We start from the raw sequence: 24,701 nt of genomic DNA on the forward strand, positions 1-24,701 counted from the left end.
TCGTCATGCCCGTGCTTGGGACACGGGCATTGTCATTTGTCCTGTTGAAACGAAGAGGGGTGGATGGCCGGAAACAATCCGGCCATCGCACTCCCGCAATTTCAGTTCAAAAAGATCCGGTCGCTTCGGTAAGATTTGGACTTACAGGGAGCGCTGGATCGTCTCCACGCGGTAACACTCGATCACGTCACCGGCACGCATGTCGTGGTAGTTCTCGAAGGCCATGCCGCATTCCTGACCGGACTGGACTTCCTTCACTTCGTCCTTGAAGCGCTTCAGCGTCGACAGCTTGCCTTCGTGCACGACGACGTTGTCGCGGATCAGGCGCACATTGGCGCCGCGTTCCACGGTGCCGTCGGTGACGCGGCAGCCGGCGACCTTGCCGACCTTGGAGATGTTGAAGATCTCCAGGATCGAGGCGTTGCCGAGCATGGTTTCGCGCAGGGTCGGCGCGAGCAGGCCGCTCATCGCCTTCTTCACGTCGTCCACGAGATCGTAGATGATGTTGTAGTAGCGGATCTCGATGCCGTTGCGCTTGGCGGCCGCAGCGGCCTCCTTGTTGGCGCGAACCGAGAAACCGATGATCGCGGCGTTGAAGCCCTCGGCCAGCGTCACGTCGGATTCCGAGATGCCGCCGACGCCGGCATGCAGGATGCGGGCTGCGACTTCGTCGGTGCCGAGCTTCTCCAGCGAGCCGAGGATCGCTTCCAGCGAGCCCTGCACGTCGGCCTTGATGATCAGCGGGAATTCCTTGCGGCCCGCGGTCTTCAACTGCGACATCATCTGCTCGAGCGAGCCGCGCATGCCGGAGATCGAGGCAGCCGCATTCTCGCGCTTCTGGTGCGCGCGGTAGCTGGTGACCTGGCGGGCGCGGGCTTCGTTCTCGACCACGGCGAGACGGTCGCCGGCTTCCGGCGGACCGTTGAAGCCGAGCACTTCGACCGGCACCGAGGGGCCGGCTTCCTGCACGGTTTCGCCCTGATCCGAGATCAGCGCGCGGACGCGGCCCATCTCGGCGCCCGCGACGATGATGTCGCCGACCCGGAGCGTACCGCGCTGGACCAGCACGGTCGCGACCGGACCGCGGCCGCGGTCGAGCTTGGCCTCGATCACGGTGCCCTCGGCCGGCCGTTCCGAATTGGTCTTGAGGTCGAGGATGTCGGCCTGGAGCGCGATCATCTCCAGCAGCTTGTCGAGATTGGTCTTGTTCTTGGCGGACACTTCGACGTCGACGACGTCGCCGCCGAACGATTCGACCTGCACCTCGTGCTGGAGCAGCTCGGTGCGCACGCGCTCGGGCTTGGCGTCGGGCTTGTCGATCTTGTTGATGGCAACGATGATCGGCACCCGCGCCGCCTTGGCGTGGTTGATGGCTTCGACCGTCTGCGGCATCACGCCGTCATCGGCCGCGACCACCAGCACGACGATGTCGGTGACCTTGGCGCCGCGGGCGCGCATCGCGGTGAACGCGGCGTGGCCGGGCGTGTCGATGAAGGTGATCTTCTTGCCGCTTTCGGGCGAGACGACCTGATAGGCGCCGATATGCTGGGTGATGCCGCCGGCCTCGCCGGAGACCACGTTGGCATGACGGAGCGCGTCGAGCAGCGAGGTCTTGCCGTGGTCGACGTGACCCATCACGGTCACGACAGGCGAACGCGTCTCGGTGTCGGTGGAATCGTCGACCTGGTCGAACAGACCCTCTTCGACGTCCGAGGCGGCGACGCGCTTGACGGTGTGGCCCAGCTCTTCGGCGATCAGCTGCGCGGTGTCGGCGTCGATCACGTCGGTGATCTTGTGCATCGCGCCCTGCTTCATCAGCATGCGGATGACGTCGACCGCACGTTCGGCCATGCGGTTGGCGAGTTCCTGGATGGTGATCGCTTCAGGAATCACCACCTCGCGGATCAGCTTTTCCTTGGGCTCGTTCGAGGCGTGGCCCTTCAGACGCTGGGTGCGGCGGCGGAACGAGGCGATCGAACGCTCGCGCACCTCGTCGGCATTGAGCGCGGTGACCACCGTGAGGCGGCCGCGCTCTTTCTGCGGGCCGGGCTTGTGGGTGGTCTTGGGGGCTGCCGCAGGACGTGCAGCGCCGCCGGGACCGCGACGGATCTGACGCGGACCATCGTCCTCGTCTGGTCCAGCGGCAACCGCGGGCGCGCGACCGAGCGGTCCGCCGGCCGGACGCTGCGTGGTGGTTCCTGGGCGGGCCGTCGTCGCTCCCGGGCGAGCCGTCGTGGCGCCAGGCCGCGGCGCGGGCGCGCCGGGGCGCGCTGCAGGAGCGGCCGGGGCTGCTGCCGCGGCAGCGGGGCGCGAGGCGGATTGCGGCTGCTCGCCTTCGCCAAAACGCTTCTTGGCCTCGGTCTCGGCCTTGCGCTTGGCCTCGTCCTCGTGACGGTGGCGCTCTTCCTCGGCCTTGCGGCGGGATTCGGCGGCTTCGCGCTCGGCGCGTTCAGCGGCTTCGCGAACAGCGCGGCGCTGAGCCTCCTCCTCGGCCTGGCGACGCTCTTCGACTTCGCGAACTTTCGCATCGGCCAGCGCGCTGGCGCGGGCGGAGCGCTCGTCCTCGGTCAGCGTACGCAGCACCACGCCGGAGCCGGCATTGCGCGGCGGCGCGGGACGCGACGGAGCGGGCGCAGGCGCAGCCGGCGCGGGCTTCGCCACCTCGGCGGCCTGCGGCTCAGGAGTGCCGTCGACGCGGCGCTTGCCGCGCTTCTCGACCAGCACCTGCTTGCTGCGGCCATGGGCGAAGCTCTGGCGCACAGTGCCCGTTTCGACGCGCGGCTTGAGCGATAGCGTCTTGCTCGGAACGCTCAGCTTCTTGTCGCCAGGGGTCTTGGTATCAACCATTCAGCAGTCCTAATCCTGATTTATCAGTGTTGTGCGTTGCCGCACCGTCCAATCGGGTCGTCGTTGTCTCTCAGAAATCCTGGCCGTGCTTTTCAGCAGTCTTGTCATCGTCCGCCATCCGGTATCGGACCAGCATCTGGCTACGTGACAGGAATGACTTGCTCGCCGGGCCCGCGAGCAGGGCAGCATGTATCACATTTGACCGGGTTAGTGCCAAATCCAATTCTACCGATTTCAGGGCGGTCACGACGGGAATCTGCGGCTTGGCGCCGCGATTTCCGGCATTTTGACGCGCCAGCATGTCCAATTTGCGGATTCCGTCCGCAGCCCCGTCGCTGGCGTGGATCAGGACCTCGGCCGTGCCCTCCCCAAGGGCGCTTTCGACCTTGCCGAAGCCGGCCACGACCTGGCCCGCCTTGGCGGCGATCCCAAGGGCTTCGGTGACACTCCGAACCAGGAGCGCCTCGATGTCGGCGGGAAGCGTCTGAGGGATGCGCAGCTCGCGCTTGAAGGCCTTGCTAAATTGGTGACGCCGCACGGCTTCCGCAACCACCTCGCGTGAGGCGGTCACCCACATGCCGCGTCCGGGCAGCTTGCGTTTGAGATCGGGAACTATTTCGCCTTGGGGCGATACGACGAAGCGAATCAGTTCGTCGATCGGCCGGACCTGCCGACTGACCGCGCACATCCGCATGGTCGCGGACCTTTCGGTCCGCGGGCCATTGTCGAGTTCGTGGTCAGTGTCTGCGAGCATCCGGACGACATTCTCCTTGCCCTTAAGCCGGCTGATCTTCAGTCGCTTCAGCCTCTTCGGCGGGCTTGGCGAGATCGGCCTCGGTGATCCAGCCGGCCTTGACGCGGGCCTGCATGATCATCGCTTCGGCATCGTCACGGGAGATCTCGATGCCGTCCAGGGCGCCCGGGAATTTGGTCTGTTCGCCGCCTTCCTTGCGCTCGGTCCAGCCGACCAGATCGTCGGTGGCGCAGCCCGCGAGGTCCTCGACGGTCTTGATGTCGTTCTCGCCGAACTTCACCAGCATCTTGGATGTGACGCCGGGCACGTCCTTGACGGCGTCCTCGACACCGAGCTCCTTGCGCCTCGCCTCGATCTCCGCTTCCTGCTGCTCGAGATATTCGCGGGCACGGCTCTGCAGCTCCTGCGCGGTCTCCTCGTCGAAACCCTCGATGCCGGCGAGTTCCTTGAGGTCCACCATGGCGAGTTCCTCGACCGAGGTGAAGCCCTCGGACGCCAGCAGCTGGCCGACCACTTCGTCGACGTTGAGCGATTCCATGAAGACGCGAGTGGAGTTCTCGAAGTCGGCCTGGCGGCGCTCCGATTCCTCCTGCTCGGTCAGGATGTCGATGTCCCAGCCGGTGAGCTGCGAGGCCAGACGCACGTTCTGGCCGCGGCGGCCGATCGCCAGCGAGAGCTGGTTGTTGGTGTCGGGCACCACGACCTCGATGCGCTCGCGGTCCTCGTCGATGACGACCTTGGAGACTTCGGCCGGCGCCAGCGCGTTGACCACGAAGGTCGCGATGTCGGGCGACCACGGGATGATGTCGATCTTCTCGCCCTGCAATTCGTTCACCACGGCCTGCACGCGCGAGCCGCGCATACCGACGCAGGCGCCGACCGGATCCACCGAGGAATCGCGGGAAATCACGCCGATTTTCGCGCGCGAGCCCGGATCGCGGGCAACCGCCTTGATCTCGACGATGCCGTCATAGATTTCCGGCACTTCCTGCGCGAACAGCTTCGCCATGAACTGCGGATGAGTGCGGGAGAGGAAGATCTGCGGACCGCGCGTCTCGCGGCGGACGTCGAAGATGTAGGCGCGGACGCGGTCGCCGTTGCGGAACACTTCGCGCGGCAGCATCTCGTCGCGGCGGATGATGGCTTCGCCGCGGCCGAGGTCGACGATCACGCTGCCATATTCGACGCGCTTGACGACGCCGTTGACGATGTCGCCGATGCGGTCCTTGAATTCCTGGTACTGCCGGTCGCGCTCGGCCTCGCGCACCTTCTGCACGATCACCTGCTTGGCCGACTGCGCGGCGATACGGCCGTATTCCAGCGGCGGCAGGGTGTCGGCGATGGTGTCGCCGACCTGGGCGCCGGGATTGGCGCGCTGCGCGTCGACCAGCGAGATCTGGTTGGAATGGTTCTCGACCTTGTCGACCACCAGCATGTGGCGCGACAGCCGCAATTCGCCCTTCTTCGGGTCGATCTCGGCGTGAACGTCAGTCTCGCTGCCGTAACGGGCCCGCGCCGCCTTGGCGATGGCGTCCTCCATCGCCGCGATGACGATGCCGCGGTCGATCGATTTCTCGCGCGCAACGGCGTCGGCGATCTGGAGCAATTCAAGTCGATTGGCGCTGACTGCCATGGCTAGTCTCCTTGGTCAGGATCGATCTCGCCGCGCCGCGCGCGTTCGGCGGCAAGGCGATGTTTCTTGGTGTTGGTCGGGGCCGGCTTCTTCTTCGCCGGCTTGGTGTTCTTGGTGATCTTCGCGCTGATCTCAGCGTGCGGTGCAGCCGGCGGCTCCAGTCCGAGATCGCGGCGCATCTGACGCTCCTGCGCCTTGCCGCGGCGCATGGATTCCGCGATCAGCTCGTCGGTCAGCACCAGCCGTGCCTCGCTGATGTCTTCCATCCTCAGGAGAACGTCGGGATTGTCGCTCGTCTTGACGTCGTCGCGACGCAGGTGCACCCGGTCGCCCTCGACGGCACCGAGCGTGCCACGGAACCGCTTGCGTCCCTCGTGGGCGACGGCCATGTCGATCTTCACCAGATGGCCGGAATAACGCTCGAAATCAGAGCGGCGCACCAGCGGCCGGTCGATCCCCGGCGAGGAGATTTCCAGCCGGTAGGCCCGGTCGATGGGGTCGGCGACGTCGAGCACGGGCGACAACGCCCGCGAGATCGCCTCGCAATCCTCGAGCTGCATCGAGCCGTCCGGCCGCTCGGCCATGATCTGCACGGTGCAGCCGGCCTCACCGGAGATGCGGATTCGCACCAGCCGGTAGCCCATGCCCTCGAGCACCGGACCTGCGACCGCAGACACACGTGCCGCCACGCCCGGCTCGACCACGAGCCTCGGCTCGGCCAGCAACTCGGCATCGGTGGAACCAGTGTTCGGTTCGGTCATAACAGGGGTCAAGGCGCTCGTTGGATAGGGCTTGGGGTTAAGGCTTGGTTAAGATGTCAAAGCCGCTTTGGAACTCTTCCCGACACGCGTCGGGCCGCATCTTCCGCCAAGCCGCGTTCAGGTAACAAAAAAGAGCGGGTCCTTTCGGGCCCACTCTCCTACGCGGATCGTATGAGAAGATGAATTGACGCTGATATAGCGCTTTCTCTCCCCTTGGACAAGGCCCATCGCGGGCCAAACGAGGCTTTTTGCGCTCGATTCGCGGCGTCCCGGGCCTAACGCTTCCTTCACCTCGGGGGGCTAAATTCCCCGATTGTGGGGCGGCTTGGACCAAGGGCGCACCCGCGGCGTGCCCTGTTCGAGTTACGTTTACATGACCGTTGCCACGTCGCTCATTCCCGGACTGGACGATATCGTCAAACGCGGCGATCCGCGGCGACGCGGCGAGATCGCGCGCGCCATCTCCGAACTGTTCTTCCAGGATTCCGCCAATCTTCGTCCCGAGCTCATCGATCTCTTCGACAATCTCCTGATCGATCTCGTGCCGCATGCGGAGCTTGCCTCGCGCGTGGACCTGGCCGAGCGCTTCTCGCACCTGAACAACGCGCCGCCGCATCTGGTCAATCAGCTCGCGCACGAAAACGAGATCATGGTGGCCGGCCCGGTGCTGCGCCGCTCGCCCGTGCTCGGCGATGCCGCGCTGGTCGAGATCGCGCGACTGAAGGGGCAGGGCCATCTGCTGGCGATGACCGAGCGCCCCGCATTGTCGACCGAGATCACCGACGTGCTGGTCGAGCGCGGCGATCGCGACGTGGTGCGCCGTGCCGCGGGCAATGCCGGCGCGGCGTTCTCGCCCGGCAGCTATTCCGAGCTCATCAAGCGTGCCGCGCAGGACGGCGTGCTGACGCTCAAGATCGGCCAGCGTACCGATCTTTCGGGTGAGAACCTGAAGCAGCTTCTCGACGGCACGCTCGACGTCATCCGCCGCCGCCTCTCCAGCGTCGTCAATCCCGCGCGCCAGATCGAGATCAAGCGCGCGATGGCGGCGATCGAGGAAGCTGCGCTGCCGCCGGGACCGCGGCGCGATTTCTCGGGAGCCCAGCGTACGGTGCTGACCTTGCAGCGCGAGGGCCATCTCGGCGAGAGCGCGCTGCTCGGCTTCGCCAAGGCGAACAAATACGAGGAATCGATCGCCTCGCTCTCGGCGATGTCCGGCGTCCGCCTCTCGGTTCTCGACCGCCTGGTTTCAGGCGACCGCTGCGATCCGCTTCTCATCGTCGGCCGCGTGCTGAATCTGGGCTGGCCCACGGTGCGCGCGCTCATCCTGCTCTGGTACGGTCCGCATCGCACGCCGGCCGACGCCGATATCGAGACCGCGCGCGTGAACTTCACGCGCCTGATGCCGACGACCGCCGAGCGGGTCGTGAATTTCTGGCGCAACCGGCAGACCATCTAGCTCCGCGCTCAGTCATTGCGAGCGCAGCGCAATTGTCGCGGGCGCCTCGCAATGACGGCTAGAGCTTCGGTTCTGATTGAATCTGAACCGAAGCTCTAGATTCTTGTTTTGACGCGTTTTCTTCACGCGAACCGGCGTCCACTTCGCTCGAAAACGCTCTAACCAACTCGCCTGAACCGCAAGTAAGCCGCCTTGCGCCCTTCGCGCGCGGCCTTCCGGCCGTAGCGGGTCATGGTATAGCCGGCCCATGGCTGCCTGAAATCGTCGGCGCGCTCGGCAAGCCAGACGAAGTCCTGCGAACGCGCAAGATGCGACAGCGTCCAGGCGCAGTAATCGTCGATATCGCAGACGAAGCGGAATTCACCGTTCGGCTTCAGCACGCGCGCCATCGCGGCGATCGTCCTGTCCTGGACGAAGCGCCGTTTCCAGTGCCGCCGCTTCGGCCAGGGATCGGGATGGATCAGGTCGATCCGTGACAGTGATGCCTCAGGCAGCCAGGCCAGCAGCTCGGCGGCGTCGCCGGCGAACAGGCGGATGTTGCCGATATTGGCGGCCTCGATCTGCGCGAGGATCTTTGCCATGCCGTTGACGTAAGGCTCGCAGCCGATGAAGCCGGTCGTGGCGAAGGTCTGTGCCTCGGCCGCGAGATGCTCGCCGCCGCCGAAGCCGATCTCGAGCCGCACATCTTCGATTGCGGGGCCAAAGATCTCGCGCGCGTCCGCCGGCGTCTCACCGTGGATGTCGAGCGCGAGATGCGGCAGCAGATGATCGATCAGCTCGGCCTGGTGCTGCCTGAGCTTGTGGCCCTTGCGGCGCCCGAAGAAGGCGCGCTCGCTGTCGTCGCGATCGGGATCTGATTTGCGCTCGCTCATCGCAGGGTCTGATACAGGCGATGGAGCAGCCGCGCACGCGGCGCGAGCGAGGAGATGTAGAGCTGCTCATAATGGGTGTGAGCGCCCTTGCCGTCGACGCCGAGCCCGTCGAGCGTTGCGGTATGCGGCGCGGTGAAATTGCCGTCCGAGCCGCCGCCGGTGTGGGTGTCGATCAGCTCGAAGCCGATCTCGCCGGCGAGCGTCTTCGCGTGCTCGAACAGCGAGGCGCCTGCATTGCTCTTCTCGTAGGGCGGACGGTTGAGCTCGCCCGCGACGGTCACGGTGACGCCGTCGGTCTTCGAGGTCAAAGCGAGGATCCTGCCGACGAACTCGTCTGCGTCCTTGAGGCTCACGACGCGCAGATCGACCTCGGCATAGGCCTCCTCCGGCGTGACGTTGGGGCGCGTGCCGCCGCGCACAACGCCGACATTGACGGTGACGCCGCGCTTCAGGTCGTTCATCCCTTCCAGTGCCAGGATGACATTGGCGAGCTCGCGCACCGCGCTGCGGCCGTCTTCGGGCCGCGAGCCGGCATGCGCCGGCACGCCTTTGACGAACACCCGGAAGCGTCCGACGCCCTTGCGTCCGGTGACGATCTTGCCGCCGTCTCGCGCCGGCTCCGTCACCAGCACATATTTGGCCCTGCGCCCTTCCTGCTCGATCAGCGCGCGCGAGGTCGGGCTGCCGATCTCCTCGTCGGAGGTGAACAGGTGGGTGATGCCGAGCGGCGAACGATCGCCGTCGGCGCAGAGGGCACGAAACGCGTGATGGGCGATGTAGGCGCCGCCTTTCATGTCGTAGATACCGGGACCGAACGCGACGTCGCCTTCGACCTTGAACGGCAGGCGCTCGATGAATCCCATGGGATGGACAGTATCGAGGTGGCTCAGCACAAGGATGCCCGGCTGGTCCTGGCCCCAATTCGAGCGCGCCATGAGATGATCGCCGCAGCCATCGACGCCTGCGATGCGCTCGAGCGTGACCGGCAGATCGCGGTATTGCTCGGCGACCACCGAGACCAGCTCGTTGACCTGTTCAGGCGCTTCCGTCGGCGTCTCGATCTCCACCCAGCGGCGGATGCCATCGAGAATGGTTTGGGAATCGAACCAATTGTACCTGGTCATGGGCGCATCTGTGCCTTTGAATCGCATCATCGGGGCGGACGCGCGTCAAGCCGCGGCCACAAATGACGACATAGGCCAGATTTCACGCCGTCTCAAATCGCCATCGAGATGGCGCCTCAGCGCTTGTCGGGACCTTCGCGGGCTGCAATCTGCTCGACGAGATCGACGATCGAGCGGCGCATCTTCGAATCGGTGATTCGCGTGAACGCCTTGGTCAAGGCCAAGCCCTCGGAAGTAGCGAGGAAATCCGAGACGTAAGACGGCGAGGCGCCTTCGCTGAAGCCATCCGGCCCGGGCACGCCGCTCGGGCCGCCCTCGAACAGGAATGACACCGGCACCTGCAGAATCTCGGCGATCTGCTGGATACGGCTCGCGCCGACCCGGTTGGTGCCCTTCTCGTATTTCTGAATCTGCTGGAAAGTCAGGCCTAAAGCTTCACCGAGCTTTTCCTGGCTCATGCCCAACATGATGCGGCGCATGCGCACGCGACTGCCGACATATTTGTCAACAGGGTTGGGCGCTTTCGACATTTCCTCAGCCCTCCAAACACCACCTTAAGCGCAATCAATTGGAGTGCCTCAGGTGCAAGCAACGTCAAATCAAACCCTGTTATTGGGAAACATTGCGGAGAAATTTAGCAACGCACCACTGTCTTTTGCAGCGGGTGCAGAATGGGGAGCCTGCGTGCAGTCTGTCAACCGTGGGACTACGGTTGTCAAAAGCTTCCGGCCGCGCTGCTGGGAAGGTCGCGATCAGCGCTGCGGCCGGGCGACACGCCGGCGGACGGCCAGAAACACGGCCACCGCGACGAGCATGGCGGCGGGCACGTCGCCCACGCGCGCATAGACGGTTGGCGGGATCGCGGCGGGCAGGCTTGCATCCAAAATGCCTTCGATTCCGAGTCCGAGGCTGGCAACGGTGCGGCCCACCGGATCAATCACCGCGGAGACGCCTGTATTGGCAGAGCGGACCAGCGGCAATCCGAGCTCGATCGCGCGCATCCGCGACTGCTCCAGATGCTGATAAGGGCCGGTCGAGATGCCGAACCAGCCGTCATTGGTGAGGTTCACGATCCAGCCCGGACGTTCGTTGCGTCCCGCAACTTCGCCGGGAAAGATTGCTTCGTAACAGATCAGCGGCAGCGCGGGCGGTGCGCTGGGGACCGGCAGCGCATGCCGCACCGTGCCGGGAATGAAGCCCCCGCGCACACGCGTCAGTTGCTCGAAGCCGAGTTTCTCCATCAAAGCCTGATAGGGAAGAAATTCGCCGAACGGCACCAGATGCAGCTTGTCGTAGACCGCAAGCACGCTGCCGTCATGATCAATCACATAGATCGAATTATAGGCACGCGTGATCGGCGTGCCCCGCGGCAGATCGGGCGCGCGGACCGAGCCCGTGATCAGCACGGTGCCTTTCGGCAGGAGATCGGCGATCTCTGCCATCGCGTCGGCTTCGCGAGTCAGGAAGAACGGAAAGGCGGATTCGGGCCAGATCAGGATGGTGGCATCGCGCACGCCGGTGGATTGCGGGCCGGAGGCACGGTCCGACAGGGCGAGGTACTTCTTCATCACTTCCGCCTTGGCGGCGTAGTTGAATTTCGCGTCCTGCTGGAGGTTTGGCTGCATCAGGCGCAGCTTGGCGCCCGATACCATCGTGGTCGGATGTAGCGACAGGCGGATCGCGCCGAAGATGCTCATGACAATCAACAGCGCAATTGCCGCCGCCGGCACGCGCCATTGCAGGCGGCGATCGGGCGTGCGGTCGATCAACGTCGCGGGGCTGGCGAAGATCGCAACCGTCAGGAAGGTCATGCCCCACAGGCCGATCAGCGAGGCCGTCTGCGCCAGCGGCAGCGGCTCGGACAGCGCATAGCCGAACGCATTCCAGGGAAAGCCGGTCAGCGCGTGGCCGCGCAGCCATTCGCTCAACGTGAGGCTTGCCGCGAGTGCGAGCACGCGGGTGGCGTTCTTGGTCCAGAGCAGGCGCGCCAGCGCAAAGCCGATGGCCGTGAAGATGGACAGGTAAGCCGGCAGGCCGAGTACGGCGAACGGCGTCAGCCAGGCGAACACGTCGGCATCGACGAAGAAGGCGTAGCCGATCCAGTACAGGCCGGGGACGAAATAGCCGAGCCCGAACCAGTAGCCGGTCAGCGCGGCAGCGGGGACGCCGCCATATCGTCCGGCGCCGGTGCCGTCGATCAACCAGACCAGCACTGGAAAGGTGATGAACAGCACTGGAAAGACATTGAATGGCGCCAGCGCCAGCACCGACAGCGCGCCGCACCCCATCGCGATGACGGCGCGCTTCCATCCCCAAGTGAGGATGATGGCAAGCGCGATCTGCCGAACTCGCTGCAGCGGGCTCACTGTTGACCGGTCCCGTCGCTTGGCGGCGGGCTCTGCGTGTCGCTGGCGGGCGGCTGGCCGCCGTCGGGCGCGGCCTCGCGGCGGCTTCTCTCGCGCTGGGTCCGCGGCGCGGGCCGTTCCTTGCGCGTCGAGATGCGCAGCCGCTTGACGCGGCGCGGATCGGCATCGAGCACCTCGACCTCGTAAGCGCCGGGGCCGGAGATCACCTCGCCGCGCACCGGCAGGCGCCCGACGAAGCTGACGAGATAGCCGCCAAGCGTCTCGACTTCCTCGCCGGCTTCGCCGGTGACGAAGTCTTCCCCGATCACGGTGCGAACGTCGTCGAGGCTGGCGCGGGCGTCGGCGATGAAGGCGTTGTCGGGCAGGCGCACGATCGAGGGCGGCTCGTCGCTGTCGTGCTCGTCGTCGATCTCGCCGACGATCTGCTCGACGATGTCTTCGAGCGAAACCAGCCCGTCGCTGCCGCCATATTCGTCGACCACCAGCGCGAGGTGAATGCGCGTGGCCTGCATCTGCGCGAGCAGGTCGATCGCCCGCATCGAGGGCGGCACGTAGAGCAGCTTGCGGATGATGCGCGCGTCCTCGAGCGGCAGCGCGAGGTCGACGGCCTTCAGATCGAGCCCGGCCGGCAGCGGCTTCTTGCGCTTGGTCTTGGTCGCTTCGGATACACGCGCGCGCGCCGTCATGAAGGCGAGCAGGTCGCGGATGTGGACGATGCCGACGGGATCGTCGAGCGTCTCGTTGTAGACCACGAGGCGGGAATGGCCGGCGCTCTCGAAGCGGTCCATCAATTCGCCGAGCGGGATGTCCCGCTTCACCGCGACGACGTCGGCGCGATGCACCATGACGTCGGCGATGCGGCGCTCGTGCAGACCGAGGATGTTGCGGAGCATGGTGCGCTCGACTGCCGAGAAACCGGTGTCGTCAGGCGTCGTCGCGTCGAGCACGACCTGAAGGTCGTCGCGCACCGATCCCGCCTTCCAGCCGAACAGCGTGCGGATGGCGCGCAAGAGCCAGCCATCGGCGGTCGGGCGCATCACCTCGCCCTGTGTCACAACGGCCGGCAGGTTGGCCGTGTTGCGCGGATTGTCCTGGATCGGGTCGGACTCCGGCATTTCAATGCGCCCCCGCGCGGTCTGCATAGGGATCGGGGATTCCAAGGTGAGCCAGGATCTGCGTCTCCAGCGCTTCCATCTCCTCGGCGTCGCCATCGTTCTCGTGGTCGTAGCCGATCAGGTGCAGGAAGCCGTGCACGGCCAGATGGCTCAAATGGTGGTCGAACGGCTTGTGCTCCTCGTCGGCCTCGCGCCGCATGGTCTCATAGGCGATCGCGATATCGCCGAGCATGCGCGGGGCATCGCCTTCCTTCCACTCCCCCTCCGGCTGGAGTGCGGGAAACGACAGCACGTTGGTCGGCTTGTCGATGCCGCGCCAGTTGCTGTTGAGGGTGCGGATGCCGGCGTCGTCGGTCAGCATCACGGCCACTTCGGCGTCGGCAACGTCTTCGTCGACACTTTCGGCGGCGGCTGCAACCGCGCGCTGGATCACGGCTTCGGAATCGGGCTCGCGCTGCCAGCAATCGGCAACGATGAGGACCTCGGTCATGGGAAGATTGGGGTGTGACATTGTCTTTGTTCGGAACGAAGAACGCCGTGTCCGCGCCCTCTTGGTCCGGCTGTTGTCCCGTCAGGATTTATCGGCGGCCGGCCGCTGCGGCGAACCCTCATAGGCGGCGACGATCCGCGCCACGAGCTCATGGCGGATCACGTCCTCGGCTTTGAAATGAACTTGGGCAATGCCCTCGACACCGCTCAGGAGGCGCGTTGCTTCGGCCAGGCCCGAGGTCTGGCCGTTCGGCAGGTCGATCTGCGAGGGGTCGCCGGTCACGATCATGCGGCTGTTCTCGCCGAGACGGGTCAAAAACATCTTCATCTGCATCGACGTGGTGTTCTGCGCCTCGTCCAGGATGATGGCGGCGTTGGTCAGCGTGCGGCCGCGCATGAAGGCGAGCGGCGCGATCTCGATCTCGCCGGTCTGGAGCGCGCGCTCGACGATGCGCGCATCCATGAGGTCGTAGAGCGCGTCGTAGATCGGGCGCAGATACGGATCGACCTTCTCGCGGAGATCGCCGGGCAAAAAGCCCAGCCGCTCGCCGGCTTCCACCGCCGGGCGCGACAGGATGATCTTGTCGACCTCCTTGCGCTCGAACAGCTGCGCCGCATGCGCGACCGCGAGCCAGGTCTTGCCGGTGCCGGCGGGGCCGATGCCGAACACCAGCTCGTGGCGCTTCAGCGCGCGGATGTAGGAATCCTGCGCGGCGGTGCGCGCGCGCACCGGGCGCTTGCGCAAATTGATGCTGTCAAAGGCCGATTTGGCCGATTTGGCGTCGAACTCGAACAGCGAGCCCTGCGCGATCACGGCGCGGATCGCGCCTTCGACCTCACCCTGGTCGAGGTCCTGTCCCTTCGCGGCTTGCGCGTACAGCATCTCCAGCACGCGGCGTGCGGCGTCGCAGCCGTCGCGCGTGCCGCCGATCGTGATGTGGTTGCCCTTGGAATCGACGACGACGCCGAGCCGCCGCTCGATCTGCGCCAGGTGCTGGCCGTACGGGCCGACCAGCGCGGATGCGGCGCGGTTGTCGTCGAAGTCGATGACGACCTGAGTCTCGGGCGGAACTTGCATGTCGCGGTCAAATTTGCGGCTGGGAGCGAAAGAAGACGAATCCGATGCGCTTTTTGGCAAGGGTTCAGGCTCCGATGGCTTGCGATAAAGCGGGCTCGCGCGCGGTGGCGAGTTCGCCGAGGAAGCTGTAGCGCTCGAGGCTGTCGATCCTGACAGGCAGGATTTGTCCGATGATGTCGGCCGAGGCCATCACATGGGCGGGCTGGAGGAAGGCGGTGCGGCCGACGATCTGGCCGTCCTTGCGCGCCGGACGCTCGAACAGCACATCGACCGTTGAGCCAATCGCAGCCTTGTTGAAGGCCGATTGCTGGCTGTCGATCAATTCCTGGAGCCGCTCCAATCGCTGGTCCATCTCGGAAGGGGACACCGTCTCCTGCATGTCCGCGGCCGGCGTTCCCGGCCGGGCGGAGTATTTGAACGAATAGGCCGCAGCGTAGCCGATTTGCGTGACAAGCGCGAGAGTGGAGAGAAAATCTTGCTCGCTCTCGCCGGGGAAGCCGACGATAAAATCTGATGAAAAAGCAATGTCTTGGCGGGCGGCGCGGAAACGGTCGACGAGCCGCCGGTAATCATCGGCGGTATGTTTCCGGTTCATGGCGGCGAGAATCCGGTCCGAGCCCGACTGTACCGGCAGGTGCACGAACGGCATCAGGGCACCAAGATCGCGATGGGCCGCGATCAGGCTGTCATCGACGTCACGCGGATGGCTGGTCGAGTAACGCAGCCGCGCGATGCCGGGAATGGTCGCCAGATGCTCGAGCAGCCGGCCGAGCGGCCAGGCTTTCCCGTCCGGTCCCTCGCCATGATAGGCGTTGACGTTCTGTCCAATCAGCGTGAGCTCGCGCACGCCGTTGTCGGCGAGCCGCTTGACGTCGTCGACGATCTTGGCCACGGGGCGGGAGACTTCCGAACCTCGCGTGTAGGGCACGACGCAGAAGGTGCAGAACTTGTCGCAGCCTTCCTGCACCGTGACGAAAGCGGAAATGCCGCGCGCGCGGATCGCATCGGGCTTTGGCTGGGCCAGGAAGCCGAACTTGTCGGCCGCGGGAAACTCGGTCTCGATCGCGCGGCCTTCGTTGCCGGCGCGCTTCAACAGCTCCGGCAGATGATGATAGCTCTGCGGTCCCACCACGACATCGACGACCGGCGCGCGGCGCACGATCTCCTCACCCTCGGCCTGCGCCACGCAGCCGGCGACCGCGATCTGCATCGCGCGGCCCCCGCGGGCGGCCTCGTCCTTGGCGACGCGCAATCGGCCGAGCTCGGAATAGACCTTTTCGGAGGCCTTCTCGCGGATGTGGCAGGTGTTGAGGATGACGAGGTCGGCCTCCTCGGCACTCGCCGTCTCCACGAATCCCTCGGGAGCCAGCGTGTCCACCATGCGCTGGGCATCGTAGACGTTCATCTGGCAGCCATAAGATTTGATGTGCAGCTTGCGCGGCGGCGTCATGGAACCCGAGATGGAGGTGGAGGACGGCCCTCAGATATAGGTTGGAGGGGGGAAAATCCAGCGATTGGGCGCCCATGGAGGGGATTTGGGTCGCCGCCAAGGGGGCAAAGCCGCAACTGGCTTCAAAATCGACCGGAATGGGCCCCGCTTCGCGTGGATTCGGCGCTACGCGCGAAGGGTGGCGAGCCATTCCCGCCAAAATGCTTCCTGCGCGTCGACCGAGGCCGGGATTACATCGGGCCCTGAGGAGAAGATTTCGACGAGGTCGGCCATGCGCGCATGGACGCCTTTCGTCATCCGATATGCCTTGAGCCCCGCGCCCATGTCCCTCGCCATTCCGGACGGATACACATTGAGGCTGGCGCCATAGCAGAACGGGATGAGGCCCTCGGGCTCGAGCTGACGGCGGATCAGGCACAGCGCCTCAAAGAAATCGCCGGCCTCGGCCTTGATCGTCTTTCCGCGGTAGGCGCAGCTCAGCTTGCAGACGGGACCGATTTCGTACTCTGTGAACACCGCCCTTTGGTCTTCACCGGCGCCGATCAGAGCTATTTCGTGTGGCTCGTCCATGGTGCCGGCCCGCTGTTCACGACCGAAGCTCGGCCACTGCCACGTTCCGCCGAACCAGCTCCGGCAACTGATGCATGTCGGCAAAGGTCAAGTCGGCGCCGGCTTGACGCAGGGTCTCGGCATGGCCGCCTCCGCAATGACTGCCACCATAAAAGCCGAACACTTTCATACCGGCCGCCCGCGCGCCGGCGATGCCGGCCAGACTGTCCTCGATCACGACGCAGCGCTCGGGCGGGACGCCCATTTCCTTGGCCGCGAACAGGAACAGATCCGGAGCCGGCTTTCCATTCTTCACCTGCGAGGACGAAAATATGTTCGGCGCGAGGCGTTCATAGAGCCCCGTGCTTCCGAGACTCACCCGCATGCGTGGATGCGAACCACTCGAGGCAACGCAGACACGTTGCGTCACGACGTCGAGCACGTCGTGGATGCCGCGGATCGCCTCGAGATCGGCTTCGAATGCGCGAAACAGCTCGTCCTGCAGGTCGCCATGATAGGCCTCGGGCAGCTTGCGTCCGAGTTCGGTCTCGATCTCGAGATTGGCCTGTTTTGTCGAGCGACCGAGGAAACGCTCGGACACCTGCTCCGACGTGATCGGATAACCATGCCGCGTCAGTACGTCGGCATGGGCGCGACAGGAGATCACCTCGCTGTCCACGAGCACGCCGTCGCAATCGAAGATGATGAGGTCGACGGGCACTTAGTTGGTCGGCTTGTCGTCGTCGAGCGGGACGCAATAGAGCTCGAGGCGGTGGTCGACCAGCTTGTAGCCGAGCTTGCGGGCGATCTCCGCCTGCAGCTTCTCGATCTCTTCGGAGGTGAATTCGATTACCTTGCCGTCCCTGAGATTGATGAGGTGGTCGTGATGGCTGTCGCGCATCGTCTCGTAGCGCGCGCGGCCTTCGCGAAAGTCGTGGCGTTCGATGATGCCGGCATCCTCGAACAGCTTGACGGTGCGATACACGGTCGAGATCGAGATCTTGTCGTCGACGGCGACGCAGCGCCGGTACAGTTCCTCGACATCGGGATGATCGACCGCCGCCGCGAGCACGCGGGCGATGACACGGCGCTGCTCGGTCATGCGCATGCCGGTGGCGGCACAGCGCGCCTCGATCCCGGACGCCTTGGATGCGGATGAAGGTTTAAGTCCAGTCATGTGTTGTCTGCCTGACGGGGCGCTTTCTGCCATCAATATTACGACAAGTCACGCCGCATCAGAAGGGCGTTCAATTGTTCCCCGTTCGGCTGCTTATAGTAGCGTTCGCGGCGTCCGACCACCACGAATCCGTACCTGTCGTAGAGCCGCCGCGCCGGCTGGTTGTTTTCCTCGACTTCGAGAAATATCGTGCGCACGCCGCGCCCTGCGAGGTGGCCGAGATGAGTCATCAGCAGCGTGCGAGAGAGGCCGCGGCCGCGATAGGCCTCGTCCACCGCGACCGAGAGGATTTCCGCCTCGTCCGCGCCGATCCGCGACACCGCGAATCCGATGGTCCTGCGGCCGAGGCGCAGCCGATGCACCAGCGTGTTGCGCTCGCTGAGCATGCTCTCGAATTCGCCCTCGCCCCAGCCGTGCGCGAAGGAGGCGGCGTGAAGCTGCGCCAGCCGTGCGGCGTCGCGCACGGAAGCCGGCTCGACGGCGGCCGTCCCGCCGCGCCACCATTCCGACAGCCATCTCATCATGAGCTTGCGGCTTGTGCTGCAAATGGCGGTTGTGCCGGCGGCTTTGCGTCGGGCGCCTTCAGATAGAACGGCCGCGCCGGATTCGTCGACGGATCGGCCGCGGCGCCGAGCCATGCGACCCAGCCGATGTCGGGCGCGGGCTGCGCATCGACCGCGACCGGTTGTTCGCTGTCTTTCGTCCAACGCCCGGCGAGGATGTTTGCGGCGTTGCCGACCAGATGCGGCGCGCCGAACTGCGAGGCCGCGATCGCCTCGTCGATGGAGGCGACGCGCGGCCGCACCAGCTGGCTGCCGTCGCCGGCGACGATCTGGAAATAGACGTGGTCGTGCCGCGCGTCGATTGCGGAGATCACCGGCGCCGATTTGCTCTGGCCGACGACGGTGGCGGCATAGGCCGACAGGGTGGTGAGGCCGACGGCAGGCCGCCCGGCCGCGAGCGCGAGGCCGCGCGCCGCCGAAATGCCGACGCGCAGGCCGGTGAAGCTTCCGGGGCCGACGGTGACCGCGATGCGGTCGAGGGCGGTGAAGGCGAGGTTCGCGGTTTGCATGACCCGCGCGATCATCGGCATCAGGGCCTCGGCGTGGCCGCGCTTCATGAGAAGCTGTTCCTGCGCTCGCAACTCGGCCGTTTCGGTGTCGAGCACGGCGACGGAGCAGGCGTCGAGCGCGGTATCGATGGCAAGGATCAGCATGGTGTGATCATAGCATTGGCAATCGGATGATGCCTAAGGTTCTAGCCGTCACGGCCGGGCTTGACCCGGCCATCCACGACTTTGCGGCTCTAAAAACGTGGATGCCCGGGACAAGCCCGGGCATGACGGAGTGAAATCAGGGCGCAGGCCGTGCAATTCACATCGGCCGAACTTCGACCACGTCGGGGACGAAGTGCTTCAGCAAATTCTGGATGCCGTGCTGAAGCGTCGCGGTCGACGACGGGCAGCCGGAGCAGGCGCCCTTCATGTGGAGATAGACGACGCCGTCCTTGAAGCCGCGGAAGGTGATGTCGCCGCCGTCATTGGCCACCGCCGGCCGTACGCGGGTCTCGATCAGATCCTTGATCATGTCGACCGTCTCGGCATCGGCCTCGTCGAAGAACTCGTCCTCGTCGTCGAGGTCGGCGTCATCCTGAGCCGCACCGTCGGCGAGCAGCGGCGCGCCGGACATGTAGTGCTCCATGATGGCACCGAGGATCGCGGGCTTGAGCTGCTGCCATTCACCGCCCGATTTGGTCACGGTGATGAAGTCTGATCCGTAGAACACGCCGGTGACGCCGGGCACTTCGAACAGTTTTTCCGCCAGCGGCGAGCGCGTCGCGGCTTCGCGGCTCGCAAAATCCATCGGGCTGCCGTCGACCACGACGCGGCCGGGAATGAACTTCAGCGTGGCGGGATTGGGGGTGGCTTCGGTTTGAATGAACATGGCTTTCTCCAGACGTCGCCGGTTCAAGGCCGGCGCGTGCCCTATTTCCTAGCAGATGGCGACGGCGAACGCACGATCAAGGGATGGGGGGATATTAGCCCATAAAAATCAGAGGGTTGGGCTTACCCTCCCCTGGAGGGGGAGGGTCGATCGCGCAAAGCGCGAGCGGGGTGGGGTGATCTCTCCACGCGGGCACTGTTGGATGGGGAGAGAGCGTCACCCCACCCCGTCTCTCATCTTCGCTGCGCTCAGATGTGAGCCGACCCTCCCCCTCCAGGGGAGGGTAAGAGGTACCGCTGCCTACGACAGCGAATCCACGCTCTCGTCGCTGAGCGCGCCGGAAATGATCGTCACGGGAATCGGGAAGGTCCCGACCGCATGCGCCAGCAGCGAGACCAGTGGGCCCGGCCCTTCCGCGCCGGGGCTGGCGGCGAGCACCAGCATGGCGATGTCGGGGTCCTCGTCGATCACCGCGAGCAGTTGTTCCATCGGCGCGCCCTCGCGGATCGCCCGCTCCGGGGTGATCGCGGCGATGCCGTTGGCCCGGCCCGCAGCGCGGTCGAGCGCGGCTTCCGCGGCTTCCTGGGCTTCGGCGCGCATGATGTCGGCAACCCCCAGCCATTCCTGGCTCTGCTGTTCGGGTTCGATGATGCGCAGCATCACCACGCCGCCGCCGGCGCGGATCGCCCAGCGGCTGGCATAGTAGACCGCGCGATCCCATTCGGCGGTGTCATCGACGATGACGAGGCATTTGGGCTTGTGACCCGGCTCGTAGCAAAGTCGCTTGCTGGTCATGCATGTCCCGGAATGTGCACCGGGTGCATGCTGCCACGCCGTAGCCGCATTCGACAAGCGGCGTCGGCGATCTCGGCCTAGGCGGAACGATCCCAGGGGATCGGCACCGGAGCCTTTGCGGCTGCAACACTTTCTTCGCTGCCGGGCCTGACCGAAATGATGTGGCGATACTCGAATGGCAGCTCGGTTCCGAGCCAAAACTGATCGTTTTCGGCAATGGAATTCGGTTCATTGTCCAGCATGCCGACATAGCCATCTGGCGTGCGTTCGCGGATGATGACCCACATCCGTTCGACGACCGGGTACTCATCGCCTTTAACGGTCATTTCGAAGATCAGCTTGGCGTAGTCGCCTACGCGAAGCAGCTTGCGGACGGCCAGATCCGGAATGGGAAAGGTCGCGGGAGCTTCGCGATGCCGCTGCTCGCCGTCGTCGAGGCGCCAGCCGTCTCTGTGAAGGTCTGGCGCTCTCATCGATCCGTTCCCTCGAACTAGCGCCGGCGGATGAAGCCGACGATGTCCTTGGAGAGCTTCATCGTCTCGTCGGCGATGGCGCGGGCGCGGTCGGAGCCGTCGTTCAGGATCGCGTCGATATGGCCGGGATCGGCGACGAGGCGCTTCATCTCGCCGGCGATCGGCGCCAGCTTGGTGACGCACAGCTCCGCCAGCGCGTTCTTGAAGCTGGAGAACTGGCCGTTGCCGAATTCCCTGAGCACGTCGGCCTTGGAACGGCCGGAGAGCGCGGCGAAGATGCCGACGAGATTGTCGGCTTCGGGGCGCGCTTCCAGGCCCTTCTCTTCCGTCGGCAGCGGCTCCGGATCGGTCTTCGCCTTGCGGATCTTCTGCGCGATGGTGTCGGCGTCGTCGGTCAGATTGATGCGCGAATTGTCCGACGCTTCGGACTTCGACATCTTCTTGGTGCCGTCGCGCAGGCTCATCACGCGCGTTGCCGGGCCCGTGATGAGGGGTTCCGGCAGCGGGAAGAACAGGCCGTCATTGGCGCCCTGGGCGCGGATGGATTCGCCGAAGTCGTTGTTGAACTTCTGCGCGATGTCGCGCGAGAGCTCGAGATGCTGCTTCTGGTCCTCGCCGACCGGCACGTGCGTGGCGCGGTACAAAAGGATGTCGGCGGCCATCAGCACGGGATAGTCGAACAGGCCGACGGAGGCGTTCTCGCGGTCCTTGCCGGCCTTCTCCTTGAACTGGGTCATGCGGCCGAGCCAGCCCATGCGCGCGACGCAGTTGAAGATCCAGGCGAGCTCGGCATGGCCCGAGACCTGACTCTGGTTGAACACGATGTGCTTCTTGGGATCGATGCCGGCCGCGATGAACGCCGCGGTGACTTCGCGGGTGTTGCGCGTGAGCTCGGCCGGTCCGCCCCAGACGTCGACGCCTTGCGTGATCGCGTGCATGTCGACGACGCAATAGATGCAGCTGTGGGTTTCCTGCATCTTCACGAAGTTGACGATCGCGCCGAGATAGTTGCCGAGGTGCAGATTGCCCGTCGGCTGGACGCCCGAAAAGACCCGTTCAACGAATGGCATGGTCAGCCTTCCCATAGGTATTCGGCCGTCGTTTCCAACAGCGGCGCTGCTCCGTCAAGGGCAATTCGTCAAGCGGGCCGCTTCAAGGCGGCAGCCGCCTCGCGCCACGAGGCCGCGCCGAGGATTTGCAGCAGCAGGCCATAGACGGCGATTCCGGTCCCGATCTGCAGGCCCAGCACGATGAAGCGGATGAGGCCGTGCACCTCCGAGGGCATGAGATCCGCGCTCAGCCAGAGCAGGGCCCCCATGGCGGCTGCGGCGAGCATGATCCGCGGCAGCCGCCTGCGGGCAGCGGCGTCGACCGAGAAGCCGAACTCGCTGGCGCCTTTCCGCAGCAGCGAGAGCGCGCTGCTCCAGGCACCGGCCGCAATGCTCGCGGCGATCCCGCTGGCGCCAAAGAAATGGCCGAGCAGGACAGCGAGAGCGACCGCGACGACAAAACCCTTGGCGGTGGCCTGGAGCGGCGTCATCGTGTCGCTGCGGGCATAGAAGGCCGGCGACAGCGCCTTGATCAGCACATGCGCCGGCAGGGCCAGCGCCAGCCACGTCAGCGCCTGTGCAGTCGCCACGCTGTCGACGGCGCCAAAGGCGCCGTGCTCGAACAGCAGCCGCACGATCGGCTCGGCCAGCACGATCAGGCCGAGCGCGGCCGGCAGCGCCAGCCCGGCGGCAAGCTCCAGCGCGCGCGATTCCGCATGCGCCACAGCTGCGCGGTCGGAGTTGGCGACGGCGCGCGTCAGTTCCGGAACCAGCACCGTGCCCATGGCGACGCCGACAATGCCGAGCGGCAGCTCGATCAGCCGGTTGGCGAAATAGAGCCAGGACACGGCGGACGGGGTCGCGGATGCAATGATCGCGCCGGCCACCATCAGCCATTGCGGCCCCGAGCTTGCGATCATGCCGGGAATCGCCTTGGCGAAGAAGCTGCGCATCTCCGTATCGAAACTGGCGCGCAGCGGTGTCGCGAGGCGCGCACCCCGCTGCGACAGCAACATCAGGAGCTGCAGCAGCCCGGCGATGCCGACGGTGGCCGCCAGCATCCACCCCGCGAAAGCCGCATCGGCATGCGCGAGGATGAGCGCCGCGATCGCAGCGATCAGCGCGATGTTGAACAGCAGCGGCGAGAACGCCGTGAGCGCAAAGCGCCCTTGCGCGTTCAGAAGTCCCATCAGCACCGTGACGGGGCCGGCGAAGGCGAGATAAGGCAGCATCAGCCGCGCATTCTGCACCGCGAGATCGAGCGTGGGGCTGCCGAGGAATCCGGGTGCGATGATCGTGATGATCAGCGGCATCGACAATGCGATCAGGATTGAGATCGCGATCAGGACCACACTGACCGTGCCGAGCACGCGCCCCGAGAACGCCGCCGCGGCCGCATCGCCGGCACGGTCCCTGACGCGCAGCCAGGCCGGGATCAGGGCCGCATTCAGTGCCCCTTCGCTGAGCAGGCGCCGGACCACATTGACGAGCTGAAACGCCGCCAGAAACGCATCCGCCACGGCGCCGGTGCCGAGCAGCGCTGCGATCAGGGAATCGCGGGCAAAGCCCAGCAGCCGCGAGGCCAGCGTTCCCGTCGAGACGGTCAGGAAGGAGCGGATCATCGGCTCTTTATAATACCGTTGCTTGCCCGTGCAGGCCCGGTCGTGATAGGCCGCGAGCTTAGATTTCGGGCCGACAGGAAGCGGATTTCCGTAAGGTCCGCAATCCGCCAAACAGGATCAAGGTGAATGGCTGACGTGAAATATGACGTTCTTGGCATCGGCAACGCGCTGTTCGACGTGCTGGTCAGAACCGACGAGGCCTTTTTGGCCAGCCACGGCATGACCAAGGGCAGCATGTCCCTGATCGACGAGGCGCGGGCGGCGGCCATTTACAAGGACATGGGGCCGGCCACGGAAGTCTCGGGCGGCTCTGCCGCCAACACCATCGTCGGCATCGGCAGCCTGGGGGCACGCGCCGCCTATGTCGGCAAGGTCAAGGACGACCAGATCGGCAAGCTCTACGTCCACGATATTCGCGCGGCCGGCGTCGCCTTCAACACACCTGCCGCCAAGGACGGTCCCGCCACCGGATGCTCCTACATCCTGGTCACCGATGACGGCGAGCGCACCATGAACACCTATCTCGGCGCGGCGCAGGACCTGTCGCCCGCCGATATCGACCCGGCCGAGATCGCCTCTGCCGGCATCGTCTATCTCGAAGGCTATCTCTGGGACCCCAAGAACGCCAAGGACGCCTTCGTCAAGGCGGCCAATATCGCCCATGACGCCAAGCGCAGGGTGGCGCTGACGCTGTCGGATTCGTTCTGCGTCGATCGCTATCGCGACGAATTCCTGGGGCTCATGCGCAACGGCACCGTCGACATCGTCTTCGCCAACGAGTCCGAGCTGCATTCGCTCTACATGACCTCGGATTTCGACACCGCGCTGAAGCAGCTGCGCAACGACGTCAATCTCGGCGTGGTCACCCGCAGCGAGAAGGGCTGCATGGTGGTCTCGTCCGAAGACGCCGTCGCTGCGCCGGCCTTCCCGGTCGACAAGGTGGTCGACACCACCGGCGCCGGCGACCTCTTCGCCGCAGGCTTCCTGTATGGCCTGTCGCGCAATCTTGCCTACAAGCAGTGCGGCGAGCTCGGCGCGCTTGCGGCCGCCGAGATCATCCAGCACATCGGCGCCCGCCCGCTGGTGTCGCTGAAGGAGCTGGCCGGCCAGCGCGGGCTGACGGCTTAGGGCTCGTCTCTCTCCCCCGT

General features: G+C 65.5%; 24 protein-coding genes. 2 read left to right on the forward strand and 22 right to left on the reverse strand.

Translation table 11 applies throughout. From position 1 onward, the window contains the following. Nucleotides 1-141: 141 nt before the first annotated feature. From infB to rimP, 4 genes are all read right to left on the reverse strand, one after another. The gene (gene infB / locus UNPF46_RS00350; protein WP_100178599.1) at nt 142-2,847 is read right to left on the reverse strand and encodes a translation initiation factor IF-2; all 2,706 of its coding nucleotides are present in this window, start codon (nt 2,845-2,847) and stop codon (nt 142-144) included. 70 nt (nt 2,848-2,917) lie between these two features. Then, nucleotides 2,918-3,601, reverse strand: coding sequence for an RNA-binding protein (locus UNPF46_RS00355; protein ID WP_100178598.1), 684 nt, complete (start codon nt 3,599-3,601; stop codon nt 2,918-2,920). A 22-nt stretch (nt 3,602-3,623) separates the two neighbouring features. Further along, nucleotides 3,624-5,234: a transcription termination factor NusA gene (gene nusA, locus UNPF46_RS00360; RefSeq protein ID WP_100178597.1), complete on the reverse strand. Its 1,611-nt coding sequence runs from the start codon at nt 5,232-5,234 to the stop codon at nt 3,624-3,626. A 2-nt stretch (nt 5,235-5,236) separates the two neighbouring features. After that, nucleotides 5,237-5,995 carry a ribosome maturation factor RimP gene (rimP, locus tag UNPF46_RS00365; protein WP_100178596.1) on the reverse strand — a complete coding sequence of 253 codons (759 nt, stop codon included), beginning with the start codon at nt 5,993-5,995 and terminating at the stop codon, nt 5,237-5,239. Between the two features lie 373 nt (nt 5,996-6,368). Here rimP and UNPF46_RS00370 point away from each other — a divergent pair, with 373 nt between their 5' ends. After that, nucleotides 6,369-7,451: a DUF2336 domain-containing protein gene (locus UNPF46_RS00370; RefSeq protein ID WP_142248652.1), complete on the forward strand. Its 1,083-nt coding sequence runs from the start codon at nt 6,369-6,371 to the stop codon at nt 7,449-7,451. A gap of 158 nt (nt 7,452-7,609) precedes the next feature. Here UNPF46_RS00370 and trmB read toward each other — a convergent pair whose 3' ends face one another. From trmB to murJ, 18 genes are all read right to left on the reverse strand, one after another. Next, entirely contained in the window at nt 7,610-8,323 is a 714-nt protein-coding gene (gene trmB, locus UNPF46_RS00375) for a tRNA (guanosine(46)-N7)-methyltransferase TrmB (protein ID WP_142248653.1), read from the reverse strand. After that, nucleotides 8,320-9,477: a M20 family metallopeptidase gene (locus UNPF46_RS00380; protein ID WP_142248654.1), complete on the reverse strand. Its 1,158-nt coding sequence runs from the start codon at nt 9,475-9,477 to the stop codon at nt 8,320-8,322. Before UNPF46_RS00380 ends, trmB begins: the two co-directional genes overlap by 4 nt. An 86-nt stretch (nt 9,478-9,563) precedes the next feature. Next, nucleotides 9,564-9,977: a helix-turn-helix domain-containing protein gene (locus UNPF46_RS00385; RefSeq protein ID WP_018319423.1), complete on the reverse strand. Its 414-nt coding sequence runs from the start codon at nt 9,975-9,977 to the stop codon at nt 9,564-9,566. Nucleotides 9,978-10,199: 222 nt separating this feature from the next. Beyond that, nucleotides 10,200-11,813: an apolipoprotein N-acyltransferase gene (gene lnt / locus UNPF46_RS00390; protein WP_100178592.1), complete on the reverse strand. Its 1,614-nt coding sequence runs from the start codon at nt 11,811-11,813 to the stop codon at nt 10,200-10,202. Next, on the reverse strand, nt 11,810-12,928 hold the full coding sequence (locus UNPF46_RS00395) for a hemolysin family protein (RefSeq protein ID WP_245448404.1): 1,119 nt from the start codon (nt 12,926-12,928) through the stop codon (nt 11,810-11,812). The genes lnt and UNPF46_RS00395 overlap by 4 nt, the downstream gene beginning before the upstream one ends. 1 nt (nt 12,929) lies before the next feature. Next, a complete protein-coding gene (gene ybeY / locus UNPF46_RS00400; protein ID WP_246668570.1) occupies nt 12,930-13,418 on the reverse strand; it encodes an rRNA maturation RNase YbeY in 489 nt (162 codons plus the stop codon). Nucleotides 13,419-13,499: 81 nt separating this feature from the next. After that, the gene (locus UNPF46_RS00405; protein ID WP_100178589.1) at nt 13,500-14,495 is read right to left on the reverse strand and encodes a PhoH family protein; all 996 of its coding nucleotides are present in this window, start codon (nt 14,493-14,495) and stop codon (nt 13,500-13,502) included. Nucleotides 14,496-14,559: 64 nt separating this feature from the next. After that, nucleotides 14,560-15,945, reverse strand: coding sequence for a tRNA (N6-isopentenyl adenosine(37)-C2)-methylthiotransferase MiaB (gene miaB / locus UNPF46_RS00410; RefSeq protein ID WP_142248656.1), 1,386 nt, complete (start codon nt 15,943-15,945; stop codon nt 14,560-14,562). Between the two features lie 165 nt (nt 15,946-16,110). After that, a complete protein-coding gene (locus UNPF46_RS00415; RefSeq protein ID WP_142248657.1) occupies nt 16,111-16,515 on the reverse strand; it encodes a hypothetical protein in 405 nt (134 codons plus the stop codon). 16 nt (nt 16,516-16,531) lie between these two features. Continuing rightward, nucleotides 16,532-17,215, reverse strand: a complete 684-nt coding sequence (locus UNPF46_RS00420; RefSeq protein WP_142248658.1) for an HAD family hydrolase — start codon at nt 17,213-17,215, stop codon at nt 16,532-16,534. Next, nucleotides 17,216-17,671, reverse strand: a complete 456-nt coding sequence (locus UNPF46_RS00425) for a Fur family transcriptional regulator (protein ID WP_100178585.1) — start codon at nt 17,669-17,671, stop codon at nt 17,216-17,218. It lies immediately after the preceding gene. A gap of 38 nt (nt 17,672-17,709) precedes the next feature. After that, on the reverse strand, nt 17,710-18,195 hold the full coding sequence (rimI, locus tag UNPF46_RS00430; protein ID WP_142248659.1) for a ribosomal protein S18-alanine N-acetyltransferase: 486 nt from the start codon (nt 18,193-18,195) through the stop codon (nt 17,710-17,712). Continuing rightward, nucleotides 18,192-18,887 carry a tRNA (adenosine(37)-N6)-threonylcarbamoyltransferase complex dimerization subunit type 1 TsaB gene (gene tsaB / locus UNPF46_RS00435; RefSeq protein WP_100178583.1) on the reverse strand — a complete coding sequence of 232 codons (696 nt, stop codon included), beginning with the start codon at nt 18,885-18,887 and terminating at the stop codon, nt 18,192-18,194. Before tsaB ends, rimI begins: the two co-directional genes overlap by 4 nt. Before the next feature lie 157 nt (nt 18,888-19,044). Further along, nucleotides 19,045-19,614 carry a NifU family protein gene (locus tag UNPF46_RS00440; protein ID WP_142248660.1) on the reverse strand — a complete coding sequence of 190 codons (570 nt, stop codon included), beginning with the start codon at nt 19,612-19,614 and terminating at the stop codon, nt 19,045-19,047. Between the two features lie 300 nt (nt 19,615-19,914). Next, nucleotides 19,915-20,409 carry a universal stress protein gene (locus tag UNPF46_RS00445; RefSeq protein ID WP_142248661.1) on the reverse strand — a complete coding sequence of 165 codons (495 nt, stop codon included), beginning with the start codon at nt 20,407-20,409 and terminating at the stop codon, nt 19,915-19,917. A 77-nt stretch (nt 20,410-20,486) separates the two neighbouring features. Continuing rightward, nucleotides 20,487-20,882: a DUF2314 domain-containing protein gene (locus UNPF46_RS00450; RefSeq protein ID WP_142248662.1), complete on the reverse strand. Its 396-nt coding sequence runs from the start codon at nt 20,880-20,882 to the stop codon at nt 20,487-20,489. A 17-nt stretch (nt 20,883-20,899) separates the two neighbouring features. After that, nucleotides 20,900-21,952: a tryptophan--tRNA ligase gene (gene trpS, locus UNPF46_RS00455; protein WP_100181311.1), complete on the reverse strand. Its 1,053-nt coding sequence runs from the start codon at nt 21,950-21,952 to the stop codon at nt 20,900-20,902. A 68-nt stretch (nt 21,953-22,020) separates the two neighbouring features. Next, nucleotides 22,021-23,553, reverse strand: coding sequence for a murein biosynthesis integral membrane protein MurJ (gene murJ / locus UNPF46_RS00460; RefSeq protein ID WP_142248663.1), 1,533 nt, complete (start codon nt 23,551-23,553; stop codon nt 22,021-22,023). A gap of 126 nt (nt 23,554-23,679) precedes the next feature. Here murJ and UNPF46_RS00465 point away from each other — a divergent pair, with 126 nt between their 5' ends. Then, complete coding sequence (locus UNPF46_RS00465; protein WP_142248664.1) at nt 23,680-24,681, forward strand: adenosine kinase; 1,002 nt, start codon at nt 23,680-23,682, stop codon at nt 24,679-24,681. Nucleotides 24,682-24,701: the final 20 nt, after the last annotated feature.

Origin of the sequence: Bradyrhizobium sp. UNPF46, from assembly GCF_006658625.1 — a bacterium.
Lineage (GTDB): Bacteria > Pseudomonadota > Alphaproteobacteria > Rhizobiales > Xanthobacteraceae > Bradyrhizobium > Bradyrhizobium nitroreducens.

What these genes read in the sequence shown, in the direction of transcription:
- UNPF46_RS00385 (WP_018319423.1), bottom strand. Translation starts at nt 9,977, where the DNA reads ATGTCGAAAGCGCCCAACCCTGTTGACAAATATGTCGGCAGTCGCGTG.
- infB (WP_100178599.1), bottom strand. Translation starts at nt 2,847, where the DNA reads ATGGTTGATACCAAGACCCCTGGCGACAAGAAGCTGAGCGTTCCGAGC.
- UNPF46_RS00425 (WP_100178585.1), bottom strand. Translation starts at nt 17,671, where the DNA reads ATGACTGGACTTAAACCTTCATCCGCATCCAAGGCGTCCGGGATCGAG.
- UNPF46_RS00355 (WP_100178598.1), bottom strand. Translation starts at nt 3,601, where the DNA reads ATGCTCGCAGACACTGACCACGAACTCGACAATGGCCCGCGGACCGAA.
- tsaB (WP_100178583.1), bottom strand. Translation starts at nt 18,887, where the DNA reads ATGCTGATCCTTGCCATCGATACCGCGCTCGACGCCTGCTCCGTCGCC.
- ybeY (WP_246668570.1), bottom strand. Translation starts at nt 13,418, where the DNA reads ATGACCGAGGTCCTCATCGTTGCCGATTGCTGGCAGCGCGAGCCCGAT.
- UNPF46_RS00370 (WP_142248652.1), top strand. Translation starts at nt 6,369, where the DNA reads ATGACCGTTGCCACGTCGCTCATTCCCGGACTGGACGATATCGTCAAA.
- miaB (WP_142248656.1), bottom strand. Translation starts at nt 15,945, where the DNA reads ATGACGCCGCCGCGCAAGCTGCACATCAAATCTTATGGCTGCCAGATG.
- trpS (WP_100181311.1), bottom strand. Translation starts at nt 21,952, where the DNA reads ATGCCATTCGTTGAACGGGTCTTTTCGGGCGTCCAGCCGACGGGCAAT.
- trmB (WP_142248653.1), bottom strand. Translation starts at nt 8,323, where the DNA reads ATGAGCGAGCGCAAATCAGATCCCGATCGCGACGACAGCGAGCGCGCC.
- UNPF46_RS00440 (WP_142248660.1), bottom strand. Translation starts at nt 19,614, where the DNA reads ATGTTCATTCAAACCGAAGCCACCCCCAATCCCGCCACGCTGAAGTTC.
- UNPF46_RS00380 (WP_142248654.1), bottom strand. Translation starts at nt 9,477, where the DNA reads ATGATGCGATTCAAAGGCACAGATGCGCCCATGACCAGGTACAATTGG.
- murJ (WP_142248663.1), bottom strand. Translation starts at nt 23,553, where the DNA reads ATGATCCGCTCCTTCCTGACCGTCTCGACGGGAACGCTGGCCTCGCGG.
- UNPF46_RS00405 (WP_100178589.1), bottom strand. Translation starts at nt 14,495, where the DNA reads ATGCAAGTTCCGCCCGAGACTCAGGTCGTCATCGACTTCGACGACAAC.
- UNPF46_RS00450 (WP_142248662.1), bottom strand. Translation starts at nt 20,882, where the DNA reads ATGAGAGCGCCAGACCTTCACAGAGACGGCTGGCGCCTCGACGACGGC.
- UNPF46_RS00465 (WP_142248664.1), top strand. Translation starts at nt 23,680, where the DNA reads ATGGCTGACGTGAAATATGACGTTCTTGGCATCGGCAACGCGCTGTTC.
- UNPF46_RS00445 (WP_142248661.1), bottom strand. Translation starts at nt 20,409, where the DNA reads ATGACCAGCAAGCGACTTTGCTACGAGCCGGGTCACAAGCCCAAATGC.
- rimP (WP_100178596.1), bottom strand. Translation starts at nt 5,995, where the DNA reads ATGACCGAACCGAACACTGGTTCCACCGATGCCGAGTTGCTGGCCGAG.
- nusA (WP_100178597.1), bottom strand. Translation starts at nt 5,234, where the DNA reads ATGGCAGTCAGCGCCAATCGACTTGAATTGCTCCAGATCGCCGACGCC.
- rimI (WP_142248659.1), bottom strand. Translation starts at nt 18,195, where the DNA reads ATGATGAGATGGCTGTCGGAATGGTGGCGCGGCGGGACGGCCGCCGTC.
- UNPF46_RS00395 (WP_245448404.1), bottom strand. Translation starts at nt 12,928, where the DNA reads ATGCCGGAGTCCGACCCGATCCAGGACAATCCGCGCAACACGGCCAAC.
- UNPF46_RS00415 (WP_142248657.1), bottom strand. Translation starts at nt 16,515, where the DNA reads ATGGACGAGCCACACGAAATAGCTCTGATCGGCGCCGGTGAAGACCAA.